Source organism: Pedobacter psychrodurus (genome assembly GCF_032678585.1).
Taxonomy (GTDB): Bacteria; Bacteroidota; Bacteroidia; order Sphingobacteriales; family Sphingobacteriaceae; genus Pedobacter; species Pedobacter psychrodurus_A.
In genome coordinates this window covers 82324-101346 of record NZ_JAVTSN010000006.1, presented here as the reverse complement: position 1 = coordinate 101346, position 19023 = coordinate 82324, and the positions used below count along the sequence as shown (strand labels likewise).

General features: G+C 40.4%; 23 protein-coding genes. 16 read left to right on the top strand and 7 right to left on the bottom strand.

Going from position 1 to position 19023, the window contains the following annotated elements:
- Positions 1 to 26 precede the first annotated feature (26 nt).
- Positions 27 to 911, bottom strand: a complete 885-nt coding sequence (locus R2S57_RS05775; RefSeq protein WP_316844116.1) for an SDR family oxidoreductase — start codon at positions 909 to 911, stop codon at positions 27 to 29.
- Positions 912 to 954: 43 nt separating this feature from the next.
- Between R2S57_RS05775 and R2S57_RS05770 the strand changes: the two genes are divergently transcribed.
- The 7 genes from R2S57_RS05770 to R2S57_RS05740 all read left to right on the top strand — a co-directional run bounded on the left by R2S57_RS05770 (position 955) and on the right by R2S57_RS05740 (position 7943).
- Positions 955 to 1536: a TetR/AcrR family transcriptional regulator gene (locus tag R2S57_RS05770; protein ID WP_316844115.1), complete on the top strand. Its 582-nt coding sequence runs from the start codon at positions 955 to 957 to the stop codon at positions 1534 to 1536.
- 163 nt (positions 1537 to 1699) lie between these two features.
- Positions 1700 to 2044, top strand: a complete 345-nt coding sequence (locus tag R2S57_RS05765) for a hypothetical protein (protein ID WP_316844114.1) — start codon at positions 1700 to 1702, stop codon at positions 2042 to 2044.
- A gap of 134 nt (positions 2045 to 2178) precedes the next feature.
- Complete coding sequence (locus R2S57_RS05760; RefSeq protein WP_316844113.1) at positions 2179 to 3051, top strand: AraC family transcriptional regulator; 873 nt, start codon at positions 2179 to 2181, stop codon at positions 3049 to 3051.
- Positions 3052 to 3475: 424 nt separating this feature from the next.
- The gene (locus tag R2S57_RS05755) at positions 3476 to 4837 is read left to right on the top strand and encodes a TolC family protein (RefSeq protein ID WP_316844112.1); all 1362 of its coding nucleotides are present in this window, start codon (positions 3476 to 3478) and stop codon (positions 4835 to 4837) included.
- A gap of 12 nt (positions 4838 to 4849) precedes the next feature.
- Entirely contained in the window at positions 4850 to 5899 is a 1050-nt protein-coding gene (locus tag R2S57_RS05750) for an HlyD family secretion protein (RefSeq protein WP_316844111.1), read from the top strand.
- Entirely contained in the window at positions 5896 to 7509 is a 1614-nt protein-coding gene (locus R2S57_RS05745) for an MFS transporter (RefSeq protein WP_316844110.1), read from the top strand. The genes R2S57_RS05750 and R2S57_RS05745 overlap by 4 nt, the downstream gene beginning before the upstream one ends.
- Positions 7510 to 7673: 164 nt before the next feature.
- Entirely contained in the window at positions 7674 to 7943 is a 270-nt protein-coding gene (locus R2S57_RS05740; RefSeq protein WP_316844109.1) for a hypothetical protein, read from the top strand.
- Positions 7944 to 8297: 354 nt separating this feature from the next.
- On the opposite strand, the gene mug is transcribed toward R2S57_RS05740, so the two are convergent.
- The 4 genes from mug to R2S57_RS05720 all read right to left on the bottom strand — a co-directional run bounded on the left by mug (position 8298) and on the right by R2S57_RS05720 (position 10771).
- Positions 8298 to 8798, bottom strand: coding sequence for a G/U mismatch-specific DNA glycosylase (gene mug / locus R2S57_RS05735; protein ID WP_316844108.1), 501 nt, complete (start codon positions 8796 to 8798; stop codon positions 8298 to 8300).
- A 65-nt stretch (positions 8799 to 8863) separates the two neighbouring features.
- The gene (locus R2S57_RS05730; protein ID WP_316844107.1) at positions 8864 to 9247 is read right to left on the bottom strand and encodes a nuclear transport factor 2 family protein; all 384 of its coding nucleotides are present in this window, start codon (positions 9245 to 9247) and stop codon (positions 8864 to 8866) included.
- 13 nt (positions 9248 to 9260) lie between these two features.
- Complete coding sequence (locus tag R2S57_RS05725) at positions 9261 to 10163, bottom strand: aldo/keto reductase (RefSeq protein WP_316844106.1); 903 nt, start codon at positions 10161 to 10163, stop codon at positions 9261 to 9263.
- An 86-nt stretch (positions 10164 to 10249) separates the two neighbouring features.
- A complete protein-coding gene (locus R2S57_RS05720; RefSeq protein ID WP_316844105.1) occupies positions 10250 to 10771 on the bottom strand; it encodes an N-acetyltransferase in 522 nt (173 codons plus the stop codon).
- Positions 10772 to 11051: 280 nt separating this feature from the next.
- Between R2S57_RS05720 and R2S57_RS05715 the strand changes: the two genes are divergently transcribed.
- Genes R2S57_RS05715 through R2S57_RS05700 form a run of 4 tightly spaced genes read left to right on the top strand, consistent with a single transcriptional unit; the run spans position 11052 to position 13500 of the window.
- The gene (locus R2S57_RS05715; RefSeq protein ID WP_316844104.1) at positions 11052 to 11636 is read left to right on the top strand and encodes a TetR/AcrR family transcriptional regulator; all 585 of its coding nucleotides are present in this window, start codon (positions 11052 to 11054) and stop codon (positions 11634 to 11636) included.
- Positions 11637 to 11686: 50 nt separating this feature from the next.
- Positions 11687 to 12151 carry a hypothetical protein gene (locus R2S57_RS05710; RefSeq protein WP_316844103.1) on the top strand — a complete coding sequence of 155 codons (465 nt, stop codon included), beginning with the start codon at positions 11687 to 11689 and terminating at the stop codon, positions 12149 to 12151.
- Between the two features lie 15 nt (positions 12152 to 12166).
- A complete protein-coding gene (locus R2S57_RS05705) occupies positions 12167 to 12505 on the top strand; it encodes a DUF3817 domain-containing protein (protein ID WP_316844102.1) in 339 nt (112 codons plus the stop codon).
- An 11-nt stretch (positions 12506 to 12516) separates the two neighbouring features.
- Positions 12517 to 13500, top strand: coding sequence for a c-type cytochrome (locus tag R2S57_RS05700; protein WP_316844101.1), 984 nt, complete (start codon positions 12517 to 12519; stop codon positions 13498 to 13500).
- A gap of 9 nt (positions 13501 to 13509) precedes the next feature.
- On the opposite strand, the gene R2S57_RS05695 is transcribed toward R2S57_RS05700, so the two are convergent.
- Positions 13510 to 14202, bottom strand: coding sequence for a hypothetical protein (locus R2S57_RS05695; protein ID WP_316844100.1), 693 nt, complete (start codon positions 14200 to 14202; stop codon positions 13510 to 13512).
- Positions 14203 to 14278: 76 nt separating this feature from the next.
- Positions 14279 to 15133: an AraC family transcriptional regulator gene (locus R2S57_RS05690; protein WP_316844099.1), complete on the bottom strand. Its 855-nt coding sequence runs from the start codon at positions 15131 to 15133 to the stop codon at positions 14279 to 14281.
- 141 nt (positions 15134 to 15274) lie between these two features.
- Here R2S57_RS05690 and R2S57_RS05685 point away from each other — a divergent pair, with 141 nt between their 5' ends.
- The 5 genes from R2S57_RS05685 to eboC all read left to right on the top strand — a co-directional run bounded on the left by R2S57_RS05685 (position 15275) and on the right by eboC (position 19009).
- Complete coding sequence (locus R2S57_RS05685) at positions 15275 to 15598, top strand: hypothetical protein (protein ID WP_316844098.1); 324 nt, start codon at positions 15275 to 15277, stop codon at positions 15596 to 15598.
- Positions 15599 to 15844: 246 nt separating this feature from the next.
- Entirely contained in the window at positions 15845 to 16225 is a 381-nt protein-coding gene (locus R2S57_RS05680) for a transmembrane 220 family protein (protein ID WP_316844097.1), read from the top strand.
- A 33-nt stretch (positions 16226 to 16258) separates the two neighbouring features.
- Complete coding sequence (locus R2S57_RS05675; protein WP_316844096.1) at positions 16259 to 17113, top strand: EboA domain-containing protein; 855 nt, start codon at positions 16259 to 16261, stop codon at positions 17111 to 17113.
- 20 nt (positions 17114 to 17133) lie between these two features.
- Positions 17134 to 18120: a TatD family hydrolase gene (locus R2S57_RS05670; RefSeq protein WP_316844095.1), complete on the top strand. Its 987-nt coding sequence runs from the start codon at positions 17134 to 17136 to the stop codon at positions 18118 to 18120.
- Positions 18121 to 18124: 4 nt separating this feature from the next.
- Positions 18125 to 19009 (top strand): UbiA-like protein EboC, encoded by an 885-nt coding sequence (gene eboC, locus R2S57_RS05665; protein WP_316844094.1) that lies wholly within the window; start codon positions 18125 to 18127, stop codon positions 19007 to 19009.
- Positions 19010 to 19023: the final 14 nt, after the last annotated feature.

Sequence of the window (19023 nt, the reverse complement as noted above, 5' to 3'; positions counted from 1 at the left end):
AATTTATCTGGCTAATGAAGATAAATCTAGGCTTGTGTGATGTAGCGCTCAGCGGGCTGACCATGCTGTGAACCCTGGAATAATTTTATACGGGCATCCTCATAATTATCAATTAGTTTTTGATCGTGTACTGAAGGATGTGTAACCTGTTCACCTTTATCTAATCCCGAAAGGATGGCATCAACACAATCTTCGGTGGTCATAATTGTCGATTGCTCCAATGCCGATAATGGAACACCACCAACTTCCCATATTTCCGTTGCAGTAGTGGCAGGGTTTACCAGCTGAACCTGAACATTGGTTCCTTTTACTTCTTCTTGCAAACCCTGGGTATATTGAACTACAAAACCCTTTGTGCCACTGTAAACTGCACTGATTGGTAAGGTATAAAATCCCAGCACCGAGGCGATATTAATCAAGATACCTGTATTTTTTTCGATAAACCCGGGTAAAACAGCGTGCGATAGCACCATTAAAGCCGTAACATTCACATTAACCATTTCTTTTTGTTTGGCTACACTTGTTGAGGATATTGATGAAAGTGTAGAGGTGCCCGCATTATTAATGAGCAGTGTTATGCTATTGTCGCTTCTTAAGTTTTCAGCAACTTTTTCAAGTTCGCTATCCGAGCCTAAATCGGCAACAAGATTGGTTACCTTGATTCCATATTTACTTTCGAGTTTTTCAGCCAGCGCATCTAATCTATCCTTACGGCGGGCCACTAGTTTTAAATTATAACCACGCTCGGCCAATCTTTCGGCAAATACTTCGCCTAAACCTGAAGAGGCACCTGTTACTACAGCAGTCCCCATTTCTTTGTTCTCATTCATTTTTAAAATATTTAATTCGTTTCTGTTGCCAATGATCCACATCAAAACCTGATGTAAACCGATCGGTTTACTTTCTTGCAAATGTAAACCGTTTAGTTTACATTTGCAAAAAGAATTTTCAGTGATGGTTAAAGAAACAGATCAGGCTTCAAAATCCCTAAAAAGAGACGAAATGATCAGCAGTGCTTATCGCATTTTTTATAAAAACGGTTTTCATGCTACAGGTGTAGATGCTATAATCGAGGGTACAGGAATATCTAAACGTACCCTTTACAAACATTTCACTTCAAAAGAAGGACTGATTATCGCTGCCATCGGATATTATCACCAAACCGTGTTTGGGGCGATAGCTGCTTATGTTGAACAATCGGCCTCAAAAAATCCGGTTGATAAGGCTTTAAGGATTTTTGATTTTCTTGCTGAACGCGTTGATGCAGGCAATGTAGATGGTTGTTTTGCCATGAATGCCAAAACGGAATATGCGCACAAAGCGAAAGAAATAGAAGCAGCCTGCGATCTTCACGTTGCGGCGCTTCAACAACTTGTTGAACGTTACCTCATAGAAGGTGGCCTTAAGGATAGTAATTCGCTGGCCATCCAGATTATTATGCTTTTTGAGGGCGCTATTCTTCGGAGTAAAGGAACGGAAAATGCGATACCTATAAAATTGGCAAAGAAGGCTGCAAGAGTGATCTGCGATCAATAACACATGATAAAATACATGATTGTTCCTGGTTTTTTAATGCTAAACATGGATTTTTTTGATATCTAATAGGATTCTTCCTTGAAGTAAAAATTATTTCAGCTCATTTTCAGTGCTTTGGTAAATTTGGTTTGTAGATATGGCATAGGTTTTTATTTTTGCACACATGGTTGTTACGGTACTTGCTATTCTGGAAACTGATTTTGTTCCCGATAAGGCGCTTTCGAAGTTGATGAATGAACGTTTACAGCGTGCTGCAGAAGAGTTGCGTGATCAACATCTGGCATTCCTTTCGGATGTTGGGGAGCGTAACGCCGACGTCATCATTTACATCAGTTACAACCCAAAATATAAAATCCGTTTTCGTGTAGTAAACGACGTGCCTGCTAAAATTGAAGAGCAGGTAATCGAACGCTGTGGACTGTTAGGATACCTACACTGGCGAACAGGCGTGTTAAACGTGGTCAGGAATCAAGGCATTGCTTCTGCCGATGATGAACCAGGTGCATAAAAAATAATTTTCTCGATTATTTTCCTGATGGCTATTTCTGCCAAAGGTTATGGCGTGGTCTACGTCTATTAAAAAAAATAACGTGGCAACGATCATTTGCATTCAAAACCATTCTATTTTGTATTTTTATATTAATGGATAACATGAAGACCTTTTCGCTTTCGAGGCATAGCCGGCTATTTTCAGTGCCCGACAATAACAGGGAATATCTTTTTGTAGGCTCTGGCGATCATCCTTATCATGAAGAACCCTATAGGGCCGAAAGTTATGCCATTGCTTATATTAAAGAAGGCGGCGTAAGGCTTAATGTAGGGTTAAGTTCTTGGGATGTTGATGCACCGGCAATTATCACTTTGGGGCCATCTGTTATCCGTTATTTCAGTAAACGTAGTGATCTGCTGAAAATGGACGTCATCTTTTTTAAGGATAGCTTTTTATTGGAGCGTTATGCAGATCTGTTTTTTCTTTTTAAATATAATTTTTTCGAAAACAGCGATCTTATTGTCTTACCGCTCAAAGACGCCCACTTTATCAAGATCAACAAAATATACGAACTCATCCAGTTAACACAGCATTCAGGTGGTTTTCATCAGGAAGAACTGATCAGGAGTTATATTTTTGCCCTGGTTTATGAAATTGACGCTTATTATCGCCAACATATTCCTGATACCTCTTCAGCACCAAAAGACAATCTGCTTTTTAAAAAATTCAGGCATTTACTCGCCAAAAACTACATGCATGAACGTAAACTAGATTTTTATGCCAATCAGCTTTTCCTATTGCCCAAATCACTTTCAGCAGCCATAAAAAAACAAACTGGCAAATCTGCCGGAAAATGGATCGATGAAGCTGTGATGCTCGAAGCGAAGGTTTTACTGCAGAACAAAACACTTACTGTATCGCAGATCAGTAGCATGTTAAACTTTTCTGAGCAATCTGTTTTTGGTAAGTTTTTCAGGGCCAATTCAGGCATGTCGCCGGTTGAGTACCGCAAACAGTTTAGCTAGCGCTTTTTTTAAATGATCAATACCCAATGGATCAATCTCCAGTTTTCAAATTCAGCAGACTAAGGCTGGGGTGGAGTGTTTGGGTAAATGATTATGGTAAGGTTCTATAATCAGGTCTCATTCTTAGTTGTTGACCACCTAAGATACCTGAGTACATCTAAGTCTAACCATATCGCCTGAAAATATCCAACTAAGGTGGCCTAATCTGTCTAGGGTGGTAAACAATAAACATAAGTTGTCAATGGTAAGGCAACGAAGGTTTTTAACAATGGATTATAGTATCAAGTCCAATATCATTCAACCGATTACAGTTAAGAATACTTAATTGTATCTTATTAAGCCATTTCGACTAATATTAGCGCAATATAATCGAGTATAGGGCCATATTTTACAGGAATTTTGTCTAATCAAAAGACAATGAGCCATGTATAAATATGCTTATAACGGCAAAGAACCGTTTTTAATAATTGCGCTTTTATTGCTGAGTTTTTTTTTATCAAAGCCAATAAATGTAAGCGCTCAGGTATTGGCTGGGACTGGCTATAAGGTTAGCCTTGCCGAAGCCGTACAATTTGCTAAAAGCCAGAATAAATGGCTATTGGCGGCAAATATCGGGCAAGATGCCAGTGCCGAAGACCGTAAGGATGCGTACCGTAACGCCTTACCAACGGTTAATGCGAGTGCTTCTTATCAGCGTTTCTCAGGGCTTACGCTTTTTACTGAAGGCCTTAATCATGCTAATACAGGACCGAGAAAACCAAGTTCGAACAGTGCTACTTTAGGTATAGATGCTTTGTTCAATATCTACAGCGGAGGCAAGCAGCGGGCATTTGAAAGCGAGGCAAATTCGCGGTTAAGCCTTGCCAAACTAAATACAAGAGAACAGGCTGGGAATATTGCCCTACAAACGGCCAATCAGTATCTCGAATTGTTGAGGCTTTACGATTTGCGAAAATTTATCGGTGAGCAGCTTAAAAGAGCACAGACACGCTTAAACAATATCAGGTCGCTTTATAAAAATCAGAAAGTAACCCGGAGTGATGTGTTACGTGCAGAAGTGGCCTCATCAAATGTGGCACTTTCGCTCGAGCAGAATGAAAACAATATTTCGATAGCAAACCAAAAACTAGATGTTTTAATCAACGTACCAGATTCGGTAATGATCATTCCTGCCGATTCAGCTGGCATGCGTAAACCCGATATTGCTTCGCTATTGCCCCTTGTTGGCTTGGGAGATGTTTCTTCTTATCCAGTACAAAGAGTTACCGAAAATATCGGACTGCAAGCAGCGAAACTGAAAGGAATACAAAGTGGCAATTTGCCCAGTTTTAGCCTGTATGCTGCATATGGGTTAAATTATCCCAATTACCTTTTTTTTCCACCTGTAGATCAGGCATATTCTATTGGTTTTATCGGCTTGAAAGTACAGTATAGTATCTCTTCCATATATCAAAACAGAAGCAAACTTACCGCAAGTAAGCTACGGGTAAAAGAGCTTGAAGTACAGAAAGAGGCCTATCGTGATGATGCACGGATATTGCTGAAATCTTATGCTATCAGATACGCCGAAGCCCTTAAGCGGATTTCAGTTAATGAACATTCTGTAGCACAGGCCCAGGTAAATTACAAGATAGTAAATACAAAATACTTAAACCAGTTATCACTGCTGACGGATCTGCTTGATGCCGATAATCTCTATCAGGAATCAAGGTTTAATCTGGTAAAGGCCCAAACTGATGCCCTTGCCATTTATTATCATATCCTTTACAGCAGTGGCAATTTATAATCACAAATAGAAATGAAAAAAGAAAATCATAAAATACATCCGGGAAACGTAGTGATCACGGTTGCAGGAATAGTATTGGTGTTTGTTGGTATAATATATTTTTTTCAGTACTGGAAATATAGCAATGCTTATGAAGAAACAAACGATGCGCAGGTAGAATCGTATATCAATCCGGTTTCGGCAAGGGCGGGAGGTTATATTCAGGAGGTGCGTTTTAACGAACATCAGGTGGTAAAACAGGGCGATACGCTGGTTGTGTTAGACGACAGGGAGTACCGTGCCCAACTTCAGGTAGCAGAAGCTGCAATGGATGATGCCCAGGCACAGCTTACCGTGCTTAGCGCGGGTATCGGTTCGGCCGAAATGGGTACACGGGTTAATCAGGATCAGATAAATGGTGCGAAGGCGCGATATGTACAACAGCAACAAGACATCAAACGCTATACCAGCCTGGTAAACGAAGAGGCGGCCACGGGTGCCGATCTCGAACAGGTTAAAGCACGTTATGATGTAGCTGCAAGTGATTATAGCGGCGCAAAAAACGGACTTAAAACAAGTAAAGCCCGGATTATAGAACTAAAAAGCCATTTCGCCATTCTTCAGGCCGATATCAAAAGAAAACAAGCCGCATTGGAGCTGGCCAGACTTAACCTATCGTATACTGTTATCCGTGCGCCCTATAGCGGCAGACTCGGACGCAAAAATATTATGGAAGGCCAGCAGATACAAAGTGGGCAGCCATTGGTGAGCATTATAAACGAAAAAGAAAAATGGATTACGGCGAATTATAAAGAAACACAGGTGAGCGGAATGTATGTGGGGCAGGCTGTAGATATCAGGATAGATGCGATGGAAGGCAAAGTGTTTAAAGGCAAAATTATGGCAATTGCAGGTTCTACCGGTTCACGGTTCTCTCTTTTGCCACCTGATAATTCGACGGGGAATTTTGTGAAGATCATTCAGCGGATACCTGTAAAAATCAGCTTTGATAAGGGAGAGGAGCGAAACGTAATTGCGGGTATGAGCGTAAATGTTGCGGTTAAAAGACAGACGAAATCATGAAACCTGCTTATTTTAAAGATTGGATAACAGGCTGGCATTGGGGTGTGCGTATTGCACTTTTCCTTTTATTGCTATCGTCGTTATCACAACTGGGTATGTTCGTACTTACACAGAACTATATGGTTGGTTACCTTGGTGCACAACCCGAAGATATATCGTTTGCCGTAATGGCTACTTACGCTGGTATCATTACCGTTATCCCATTGCAGTTCCGCTTTTTCAGGTATTTCCAGGCGCGCAGCTATTTGCTGATGAGTTTAATACTGGCCATATGCTTAAATGCGCTTTGTATTTACTGTAAGGATATCAACCTGTTTTTGGTGATCAGGTTTTTTCAAGGCATTTTGACAGGCAATGTGTTGGTATTTACACTGCTCCTGATATTTACCAGGTTGCCAGCTGAAAAAGTAAAGGCTATTGCGCCTGCGGTATTTTATGGCACCATATTGAGCAATACCGTGCTAATCGGTTTGGTTGCGGGTATAGTGGTCGAATCGGCCGATTGGAAAGTGAGTTATGATTACCTGATCATGTTCCAATTGTTAATGGTGGTGATTATCCTGCTGATGTTGAAACGGTCGTCGGGTCATAAACCTTACCCGCTTTACCAGATTGATTGGAGTGGAATGGTGATTTTCGCCTGTACGGCACTTGCATTGGCCTATACCATTATCTATGGATCGAAATATTATTGGTTCGCCGATGGACGCATACGTTACAGCACCCTCGCCACGCTAACCGGAGCGCTAATGTTTCTGTACAGGCAACACATTGTTAAAAGACCTGTGGTACACCTCAAGGTTTTTAAACTGCGCAGTTTTGTGATAGGCATTTGTCTTTTGGCCATTTATTATGGCAGTAAGGATAGCATTAACCTAATTTATAATTATGCAACAGGAGTGCTGAAATGGAGCACACTGGAGGTAATCGAATTGGGGCTTTGCAATATTGTGGCAATGGTTGGAATGCTGGTGATTTCAATCCAACTGCTGCTTGCGCAAAGGGTAAGGCTAAAAATGCTTTTTACAATTGGATTTGGTTTAATGGGGGTGGTTAATATCTGGATGTCCTACTTGCTCACACCCGATCTTTCTTTTACAGATCTTCTGGTTCCGATATTTATCCAGGGAGCAGCTTCAGGTTTGTTGTTTGTTCCCCTGATGATATATGTATTGTCTTCGGCACCAGCGGATACTGGCGCAACAGGCTTGGTAATTGCGGCCTGTACGCGTTTTACCGCAACCCTAAATTCTTTTGCTGGCTTTTATAACCTGCAACTCTATTTTAACCAGCATTTCAAAGAAGGATTTCTGGGTTATTTAACACCAGAAAACCAGAATATGGTTGAAAGGTTGAGTTTTTACCGCGGATTATATATCACCAAAGGCTTTACTGCCGATCAGGCCTCGGCACTGGCAAACGCTGCCATCTGGCAAAACCTTAATCAACAGAGTCAATTGCTCACCAACCGTGCAGTATTTATGTTATTTGGTATTGTATTAATTAGCATTGCCTTGCTTATCCTCCTTATTCCGTCAATCGGTAAAACCTACCACTGGAGCAAGGGAAAATTTGCGCTTAACCGAACTAAGGCAACGGTTACAAGCTAACACGTTTGTGATAAGAACAGTTTTAACTCATGAAAGCTTCCCGCCATGTGCAGCGATAAATCATGAGTATCATGAGAGGTTCCTGCCGTTTGCAGCAATAAATCGTGAGGGTCATGAAAGCTTGCTGCTATGTGCAGCGCCATATCATGAGCTAAATGCTGGAAATGAAGAAAACAAGCAAAATATATTATAATAAGAATATAGATATGAATCAAAAATTAAATGAAATGGAAGCATCAGCACAGGAAACAAAACAATCAACAAAAAAGATCAACGATAGTAGTGACAATACTAAACTCAGGGAATCTGAAAAATCAGGCCACTTGGTAGATAATGTAGACAATATTTTATCAGCAGAAGGCCCAATAAATTTATTGTATAAGATGATAAATGAAGGAGCTGAATTACCTGATGATGACTATGCTAAACATTAATAGAGTGCAATAAAAAATCATCATTAAGTATCCGGGACTATTGCCAAGGAAAAATAATATGACGCCTTATGGAATTTCTACTATTGGTTTGAGATTGAGGAACAAGGAAAACTCAGGTGAGCTAAGGTGTTTAAGGCGGTGATGAAAAAACGAAAAATTGCAAGTCAATTGACCACCAAAGGCACTTCAGGACACCTAAGCTGTTGGATACTCTTTTACTAAGAGCCGAGAGTGCCTAAGCCTTCACCATTTAAGGAATATAAGGACATGTCAGCTTAAATGACCTTATATTCTTATATGGTAGAGGGACTTACAGTTTCCAGGGTCGGATGAGGCAATACGCAGAAAATTAGATTATTTGGAAATAACTAAGTATAACTCATGGTAATGTTTTACCAAATCACTAAGTGTAAACCCCCTGTTTAAGCCACTAGGATTAGGCAGTATCCAAACCGAGGCACCACAGAATTTTTCTTCCTGATGGCCCCATGCTAAATGTTTATTTCCCGAAAAAGCCATATAAGCTGCTTTGCCCAGAAATGCAATATATTTTGGCTGATAATGAATCATTTTTTTCTTAAATGCTTCGATTGAATTTGCAAATTCATCTTTAGAAAGTTCGTCAGCACGTGTGGTGGCCCTATCTACCGCAGTAGTTAGTCCATAACCAAAATCGAGAATACTTGCATCGTTCATCGCATCAATTTGGTTGGGTGTAAAGCCAGCCAGATAAAGTGTTTTCCAGAAGCGGTTGCTGCGGCCTGAAAAATGATGTCCATCCCAGGCCGATTTTAGTCCAGGATTAATCCCACAGAAAATTATTTTAAGGTCTTTGTCAATAATATCAGTTAGCATGCATGGTGGGGCTTATGAAGTATTCTTTTTTTTATCATCGGATCTGCTTGTCAATATCGAGTGCATCACGAAATCAGCTCTACCCAATTGCTCCTCCAGGCAGGCGCATCAAAACCTTCAGCAAAATATTGGGTTTCATGTACTACTTTTCCATCAGTAAATTCCATCATACTGATGGTATAAGCAGATTGGTTCCGGTAATCAATACGATATTCAGTAATCCAGAGATGGCCATTTCCAGTAATCCGCTTAATCTCAAAGCCAGAAGGTTTATCCGGATGGTGGCTCCTTAAAGCCTGCAAATTGCTGCGTCCAATAATGCGTTCGCCCGATTGCGGATAATCGCAGATCGCATCCTCATGATAAATCTCATGTTCTGCATTAAAATCACCAATTGCAGAAGCATGCCAGTGCGCAATGAGTGCTTCGCGTATTTTTTCGTCTTTCATAAACTTAACTTGTTTAGCTGCCTTGTGGAATGAAACCTGGCGAACCTGTTTTTACCACATGATTGTAGCGTTGTCTGGTTTCTATCGCATTAATTTCTTCCATCGCATCTTCAGGAAGGGGAGAAATGTCGAAATTTTCTTTTGCACGTTCTGCGGTTTTTGGTGTGGTAAGCAATGCTGTACCCCGTTGTACTGCCCAGGCCAAAAGTACCTGTGCGGCAGTTTTTTCTACCCGCGAAGCAATGCCTGTAATGACTGGATTTTCGAGTAATCCGGGTCTTATTCCATGTCCCAGTGGAGCAAATGCCAAAAATATGATGCCTTTTTCTTTACAATAGTCCAATAATTCTGTTTCTGGTAAATAGGGATGGGCTTCCACTTGTATAACTGCTGGTTTAATCCTTGCCGATTCGTAAATCTCTTTCAATTGTTCTATGTTCACGTCCGAAAGTCCGATAGCCCTGCAATTCCCGCCATCCACCAGATTTTCCATTGCTTTCCAGGTATCGAGCAAACTGGTGCTACTGTCGTAAATAATGTTTCCATCCGCATCTCTGGGATCCTGTTCGTCTCCAGGTTGAAATGCAAACGGCGTATGGATCAGGTAAAGATCGATATAGGTAAGTTGCAGTCTTTTTAAGCTGGCCTCAAATGCGGCCTCAACACGCTCTGGCTGGTGGTTGGTATTCCAGAGTTTAGTGGTTACAAAAATATCTTCGCGTTTAATGCCACCGGCAATTCCCTCTTGTAAAGCTATGCCAACCTCTGTTTCGTTGCGGTAGCGCTCTGCGGCATCAAAATGTCTAAATCCGGCCGCTAAGGCATGCTTTGTAGCACTGATTGTAGTAGCCGCATCTGGTATTAACGTGCCGAAGCCAAGCATCGGCATATTCAGTGTATTATTTCTGGTATTCATTTTAGGTTATGTTTAATGGTGTTTATAAATATTGATTAAGAAATTCAGTCAAAACGACCTTTGTCAAAAGCGTGTATCTATTAAATTTACGGTTTCTCTTTCACAAAGTAAGCCGGGCTTAGTGAGAGTTCCTGAGGGAGTGTAATATTGATTTCTTTTTTGAAACCATAACTGTCAAATAAATCCACATCAGTACTATCTTCGAAGGCACTTATCCAGATCACTTGTTGCATCGTAGATATCGAAAGGCATTTTTCGAACAAGGATTTACGAATTAAAGGGTCGTTATATTTAGCCAATACCCCAAAATCACTTATTCTTGCCAAAGTTTTGCCATTAAAAATCGACGGTCTTATTCCTTTAGAACTTACTTTGGCATAACCAGCAGCTTCATCGTCGGCATAAACAATCAGATATTGGTTAGACATGCTGTTTAGTTCGGCCATTAAGGTGTCTTTGTTAAAGTTTATATTCAAGTATGTTTCAAGTTCCTGATCAGAAATCTTTCCTGTAAAGCGCTCTTTTGCGATTTCCCTGCTGATCAAAAACAGGTTGTTAATCCCTTCTTCAGTTCCAATCGTGAATTTTGTGATGATTTTAGTTGCCATTTTTTTAATCTGTAAGTCCTTGGTTCTATTTCAGGAACTGTTAAATCCCTGTTTTATAAAGTTGATATTCCAGCAATCTTATTTTTCATATTCATTACTTTCTAATCAAATTTCAGGTTAAAAAGCCGTTTAGAGTAGGCAAAATTGCTTTGATATTAGTCGAAATAGCCTAGGCTTACAGATATTTGATCTGTGCCATGATATCATTAAGTTTATGACAAAACCATTAGAATTCAACTTTGAATATTCTTTATGTTTGCAACATACTAATTAGTATGTTATGCCGAAAGCAGCGGATACCCGTATGATGATTTTGCAGAAATCTTTTGATCTGATCTACCGCAGAGGTTATCAGGCAACAAGTATTGATGAAATCGTGGCAACCACCCAGTTAACCAAAGGTGCTTTTTTTTATCATTTTAAAACCAAAGACGAGATGGGCTTAAGCCTGATCAATGAATTTCTTTATCCAGGCATGTACAATGTATTGATTAAACCATTGGTGGAGGGCAATGATCCGAAAAAAGATATATACAGGATGATGGAAAATCTCTTGCTCAAGGATCCCTTTTTTGATGTCGATTATGGCTGCCCTGCAATCAACATGATTGAAGAAATGTCGCCAATGAACGGGACGTTTAAAAAGGCACTCTCCAAACTGGTTGTGCACTGGCAGAATGCAATTGTGACCTCTCTTAACAAAGGGCAATCTGCTCATCAGTTTAGCAGCGCTTTTGTTCCTGAAGAAACCGCTATGCTGATCATTTCAGGCTATGGAGGAGTGAGGAACGTTGGCAAGGCTTTGGGTAAAACCAGTTATAAAACTTATCTGAAAGGTCTTAAAGCCTATTTAACCAATCTATAATATTTTTTTATCCAAAAACATACTAATTAGTATGTTTTAAACTTTTATTTATGCATCAAATTCTTTTAACGCTACATTCAATTAACAGGTGGCTTGTTCTCCTATCGCTTCTTTACAGCATTTATATTGCAGGTAGGGGCCGTTGGCAACAAAAGGCATTTAGTGCCAACGATAACCTGATCAGGCATGGTACTGCTACAATCGCACAGATTCAGCTGTTGCTGGGATTAAGCCTCTATATGATTAGTCCGGTTGTTAAATACATGGTCGCGGAAACTGGAAGTAGTCAGTTGTTGAGTGAACATGTGTTTTTTAAGTATGTACACATTTGGTTAATGGCCGCATCTGTTGTGCTGATTACTATCGGATCGGCAACAGCCAAAAGAATGCAAACCGATAAGGAGAAGTTTTCTACCATGCTGATATGGTTTTCCATTGCATTACTACTTATTATCGCAGCTATTCCATGGCCATTTTCTCCGCTTGCTAACCGTCCATTTATAAGATCATTTTAAATCCATTCAATCGTTATGTTCAATCTTTTAAAAACCCCGATCGGAAGACTAAGAATTATTGGTTTTCTTGAAGGCATTTCTCTGTTGGTACTTGTATTTGTTGCCGTTCCCCTTAAATATTTTTTAGACCGGCCCGAACTGGTAAAGCTCATGGGCCCAATACATGGCCTGCTTTTTTGCTTGTTTGTTTTCATTACGCTCAGTGTTGGCATTTCCTATAAATGGATCTTTGCTAAAATAACTTGGAAAGTACTTGTTGCCTGTGTAATTCCTTTTGGAACCTTTTACGTCGACAGGTATATCTTAATCCCGCAATCCATCATTCACGAAGACTACGGCAATAGATTAAATTAAACGGCTTCTATATGAAATTAAAGAAATACCTTATCATTATCGCTGTTTTTCTCTGTCCGGTTTTTTATGTATTCTCCTGCCATCAATCGGGGACAAAAAGTATCGCTAATGTGATCAGTTTCGATAACAGGTTATCTTTTTATAAGCTTTTTAAGGGGAGTATGGCTGCGCTCGAACCCAATAATGGCGTGGAAACCTTGCAGCTTTCTTCCACGCTTTTTACCGATTATGCAGAGAAACAGCGTTTAATCAAATTGCCCAAAGGAAAGCAGGTGATCTTAAATGGGGAGGGCTTGCCCGTTTTTCCCGAAGGGACGATTATCGCCAAAACTTTTTATTATACGCATGTGGTAAATAAAGGCAGGCAGATGATAGAAACGCGGCTACTTATATTACACCAATCGAAATGGAATGTGGCTACTTTTCAATGGAATGCGGCGCAAAATGAAGCTTTTCTGGTGACCAAAGGTGCAACGGTTCCGATTCGTTTTACCAGACAAACTGGTGAGAAACTCAAAATCTCCTATCACATCCCCACAAGAGAAGAATGTGGAAGTTGCCACCGCTTAAATGAAACAATCCTTCCAATTGGACCAAAAATCCGAAACCTCAACATCAGTATAAAAAGAGAGGGCAAAAATATCAACCAGCTGATATACCTGATGGAGAAGGGAATATTTAAAAATACCTCAATAGATGCTTTAACGAACTTGCCCAGTTACCATGATCTGTCGTTGCCGTTGGAACAAAGAGCAAGGGCATATATGGATATCAATTGTGGGCATTGCCATCAACCAGGTGGTTTTGCTGGTCATACCACATTAAACCTCATTTATCAAACGGATCTAGACCATACCGGGATCAGGTTTAACAAAAGTAATATCCTGGTAAGGACAGCCGAAATGGGCGAGTACCACATGCCCAAAATCGGCACCACCATTATTGATCAGGATGGGGTGGCGCTGATCAAAAAGTACATCAGCGAAATCCCATAGACGCACTGACTAAGACCAAAATCCCTTTACGCGGATATTGTGATGTCCTAAGCTTTTCAATAATCTGCGCAATTCGCTAACAAAATGATCGTTTCCGATCAGGTAAAACCAGGTATGCGCAGTACAATACCCTTGTTTTAACAGCCATTCGGTAATTTCCGAAGCTGTTGGCAAGATATGCAATGGTGAAGAAAAATATTCCGATAACAGCTTCCCACAATTTGGGTTGGGAAGAAGCACTGCACCATCAAAACGGGCTTTGGGCATGGTGAGCTGTTGCAAAGCGAGCAGATGGCCCAGGCTGCTGGCATCGCCCAGGCCAACCACAAAATCTGTTGGGTGAGGTGCCTGGCGTGTACTTTCCATTTTCAGGTAATGAATGGTATCGCCGGTACGGAGTGATTTGGCCCAACGGCTTCCCGGACCGTCGTGATCTGCATCGATCAAGAGTGAACAGGTGGCTATATCTGCATCCCATCCAAATGGGGTGTAATCGCGAAATGTAAAGTCATCCACACAGAGTTTGATGTATGGGATTTGGTTCCAGCTCTGCATATCGGCAGTTGGAAGGTGCAGGTCGATTTCGATCATATCAGCAGATTCCCAATAACGCACATCCAGTACACGTCCGGTTTTCAGCAATTGATTTTCAATGATCTTTCCTGCTTTTTTTCTGATTTTATATAAAATAGAGGTTTCCATATAGTATATTTTTATTACTACAAAGAAACTGGGTTTTGGGTCTTGATAAAATAGCCGAATCGTTGTAATGATAGGACTATTTCCGGTATTGCTGTCGAAAGGCTATCGCAGGAGTTCCGGTTACTTTGCGGAATAACCGGCAGAAATAAGAGTGGTCATTATAACCCAAACTGTGTGCAATTTCTTTCACCGTTAGCTCGCTGTAATACAACAATCTTTTGGCTTCCATCATCACTTCCTGTTGGATCCAGTAGCTTGCATGAAAACCAGTATGTTTTTTAAGCGCCTCACTCAGATAAGATTCTGAAATATTTAAAAGTGAAGCATAGTCTGCAGGACTTTTTTTTGAGTGAAGTTCAGTACTCAGCAAACGTTTAAATTGTGCACTGATCTGTGCTGGGCGTGATAAATTAAGGTTTAATCCAGTATGTTGACTATAACAGCCTGCTGCCATACCGATAAAGGATTGAAGCAAGGAATGTACAATGGTGGTGTAAAACGGACTGCTGGTATCTTCGTCTTGTTTTTCGGTGAGCAGCAGCAGTAATTCACGACACTGCCTAAGCTCGTTGGTATGAAGCGGATAGGGCTGTTGAAGTGATAACTGACTTTCAAAAACATTTCTGCATTCGCGCGGAATGAGCGAGGTATCCACGGCAACAAACCATCCGGTTGCGGCTTCATTACGGATGCGGTGATGTACCTGGGCAGGCAATACATAATATAGCATATTTCCCGACAAGTGCACTTCACTGAAATCGATCATCAATGATCCGACACCTTCTTCCAATAAAAAGAAAATATAGTGATCATCGCGATGCGCACCAAGTGTGATCATGTCATCCTTAGGAAGCTCATCCTTATTAAAATGTTTAATCTGCAGGCCATGTGTAGTTCTGTCTTGTAATGAATGTACCGGGATGTGGTTCATGCCCAAAGTTAATCATTTTGTTTATTTGATGTGATCTGAAATGAGCGGTTCATGACTTTTAAATCTGCCCGAATAACATCACTATTTGGTTTAAGTGTGGGTATAAATTCGGGGAGAAATAAAACTAAATTGGCATGGTTTATGAATATTCTCCAAAACAGCGTGAAGAAAACCATGAACAAATTGATCAGTGCAGAAAAACTACTTTTCGAATGCCTTTTAGAACTCTCCTCAAAAGATGGGCACGAACAACTGGAGGTAAGCAGTGCAGTAAACGAAGCCGTATTGTGTGCCATGTACCGCCATACTGATCAATTTCTTGTACCGCTAGCGCAACTGTTGAAAAAAATTTCGAAGTTGAAACTGATGAAATCTGATCCCACCATAAAAGAACTCGAACGCTTCCGGAAAAAAATTAAAACTTACCTCAATCTTAATGGACAAAAGCGAGAGAAAAGTAAGTAGTGTGCCATCGGTAAGTTGAAAACATGAATTTTCTGATGCCTTAATTTGATTCCTCTAAAATCTTAATTTACAGATCGTGGACATATGGGTACAATCTAATAAGTGCTAACTGATGTCAAAATATTAAATAGCAGTATATAATTTACATATTTTAATGCAGAAAAAGCTGTGAGTTTAAATAACTTTGTTTTTTAGTAAAAGAATCGAGAAATCGATTTAGTTTTATTTTAAACCAAATAATTTCAAATGCTTTTAATTATTCTAAACATTATTTTTTGTATCTCGTTTTTGGGCTTCGCTTATGTAAATTTAAACGATAACGATGCTTTTCTTTGGGTTTCCATCTACTTAAGTGCCGCAATATCATGTGGATTGGCTGCGGCAGGGAAATTTTATCCTTTTGCTTATTTGTTTTTAATTGCCTTTTATCTCATTTACGCCATCATTCTGTTTTTTGCCAAAGATGGGGTGCGCGACTGGATTACAAAATATCGACGTGAAAGCCTGGTGCAGAGTATGCAGGCTACCAAACCTTACATCGAGCAAACACGCGAATTTTTTGGCTTATTAATCATTGCAGGTGCTTTGTTGATCAATTATTTTGTTTCGGCAGGCATGACCAGCTAATATTGTGTTTCTTTAATAAATATGCTGTGTAAAATGATAGATGATGATATTATAGCTGCACATCAAGCTTTAGCAAATATTGTAAAAAGCAATGTTAGTGCAGAATGCCAAAACTGGTTGGAAGGAGTGGTGCAATCATCAGATTCGGCCAAAATAAGTCAGGCTTTTGTGATGTTGCCGCGTAAAACGGGTAAGTTACCTGTTCAGCTAAGTGATGCGCAAAAAGTTTTGATCAATGGGCTTGGGATCGATTACATTAGTAGTTGGACCATCGACAGGCTTAGCCGCGTTTACTTATTGAGCGCTTTAAATACAGAAGAAAAAGATAAATGGTATTCGACAATCGATCGGTTATTTTTATCCGCCGAGATGAATGAGGCCGTGGCTTTATATTCGGCATTGCCCTTTTTAGCCCATCCCGAAATTTGGGTGAAACGTTGTGCAGAAGGAATCAGAAGCAATATCGGTTCGGTGTTAGAAGCCATCATGGAAAACAATCCTTATCCTTCGGCAAACCTTGATGAAGCCGCCTGGAACCAGTTGGTATTGAAGGCTTTTTTTACAGAAAAAGACATTAAGCTGATTATTGGCCTGGATGAGCGTGCTAATTTAGCGCTGGCCTTAACACTTACTGATTATGCGAAAGAACGTTGGGCTGCAGGAAGGGAAGTAAATCCACAGTTATGGCGTTTGGTAGCTAAATTTATTAATGCAGAAATTTTTGAAGCTTTAAAAGCTGGTCTGCAGCATTATAACCAAACCGAACAGCGTGCCATTGCACTTGCAATTGCACATTCGGATTATCAGCCCGCAAAAGATTATATTCATACCTTTCCAGAATTGAAGATTGCCCTTGCTGATGGGCAGTTAAACTGGGATTCATTTTAAAAATTAAAAACAGACATTATATGTGTTGCAGCAGTTCAATTGAAAGAGATAAAGCATTAATGGGTGAACCTGAAGCTTTTGATATCAGTGCGGTAAAGGGGATGAAATTTTTCGATCCGCACGTGCACATGACTTCGAGAACAACAGATGATTATCAGGCGATGGCCGATGCAGGTGTTGTAGCCCTGATAGAACCTGCATTCTGGTTAGGCCAGCCACGTACGGGATTGGATAGTTTTAGAGATTATTATAGCAGCTTAATCGGTTGGGAACGGTTTCGTTCTTCGCAGTTTGGCATTAAACATTATTGTACCATCGGTCTTAACTCCAGAGAGGCCAATAACGAAAGTTTGGCAGAGCAGGTAATGGAAATATTGCCCCTTTTTATCTATAAAGAAGGTGTAGTAGGTATTGGAGAGATCGGTTTCGACGATCTGACCGCTGCCGAAGAGAAATATTATAGGTTACAACTTGAGCTTGCCAAAGAAGCTGGTTTGCCTGTGCAGGTGCACACACCTCACCGCGACAAGAAAAAAGGTACACAACGCAGTATGGATATTGCTTTGGAGCATGGTCTTGATCCCTATAGTGTAATTATCGACCACAACAATGAAGAAACGGTAAAGGAAGTATTGGATAGAGGTTTTTTTGCAGCTTTTACCATTTATCCTTTTACCAAAATGGGTAATGAGCGTATGGTCGAAATTGTAAAACAATATGGTGCTGATCGCATTATGGTAAATTCGGCAGCTGATTGGGGCATTAGCGACCCCATAGCAGTGCCTAAAACCGCTGCATTAATGAAAATGCGCGGTTTGAGCGATCAGGATATTGAATTGGTTACTTACCGCAACGCAATCACCGCATTTGCACAGAGCGGACAGATTGACGAAGCCGATTTTAATGCGCAAAAAAGTGTAGACCTTACCGAAAAGTTTGAAGGCAATACCATTTTACGTGGCGGACAGCAGCCAAGAACTGATAAATCTTCAATCATCATCAGCTAAAGTATTGAAAAAAATAATTATTTACCTGCGCATGATGCGCCCGGCCAATATCATAACCTCAGTGGCCGATATTCTGGCTGGAATTGCCATTTCTGGTATTTTAAGTAGTGGGTTTTCCATCCCGTGGATGTCTATTATCCTTTTAGCCCTATCAACAGCTTGTTTATATGGCGGGGGCATCGTTTTTAATGATGTATTTGATGCTGATCTGGATAAAATTGAGCGTCCGGAGCGTGCCATTCCAAGCGGCTTGATCAGTCTGCAAAACGCAACCATTTTAGGGAGCGTATTGCTTATTGCTGGTATTGGTTTGGCTGCATTAAATAGTTTAACATCTGGGATACTCGCGCTTTTAGTCGCTGTTTTTGCGCTGCTTTATAATAAATTTGGCAAACACCATTCTTTTTTCGGGCCGTTAAATATGGGCTTATGCAGAGGCTTTAATCTGCTGCTGGGCTTAAGTATCGTACCCGAAATGCTTTATAGTCACTATTATTTGGCCATTATCCCTGTAGTGTATATTTTCTCAATTACCATGACCAGTCGTGGCGAAGTGCATGGCGGTAAGGCTAAAAACTTGTACCTGGCAGCCATTTTATATGCCATTGTGATCTGTTCCATTACTTATTTTGCCTTTGTAAACGATAGGCTGTTATGGTCGCTATTGTTTCTGGTTCCTTTTACCTTTATGATTTTTAAGCCTCTTTTAAAAGCGATCAAACAGCCTGTTGGTAAAAATATAGGCGCTGCGGTGAAGGCAGGGGTGATATCACTCATTTTGATGGATGCTGCCTGGGCAGTAACTTTTGATGCCCTGATTATTGCATTTGTAATTGCAGCGCTCTTGCCATTATCGATGTGGCTATCTAAATTATTCGCCGTTACTTAATCCGAACAACATTA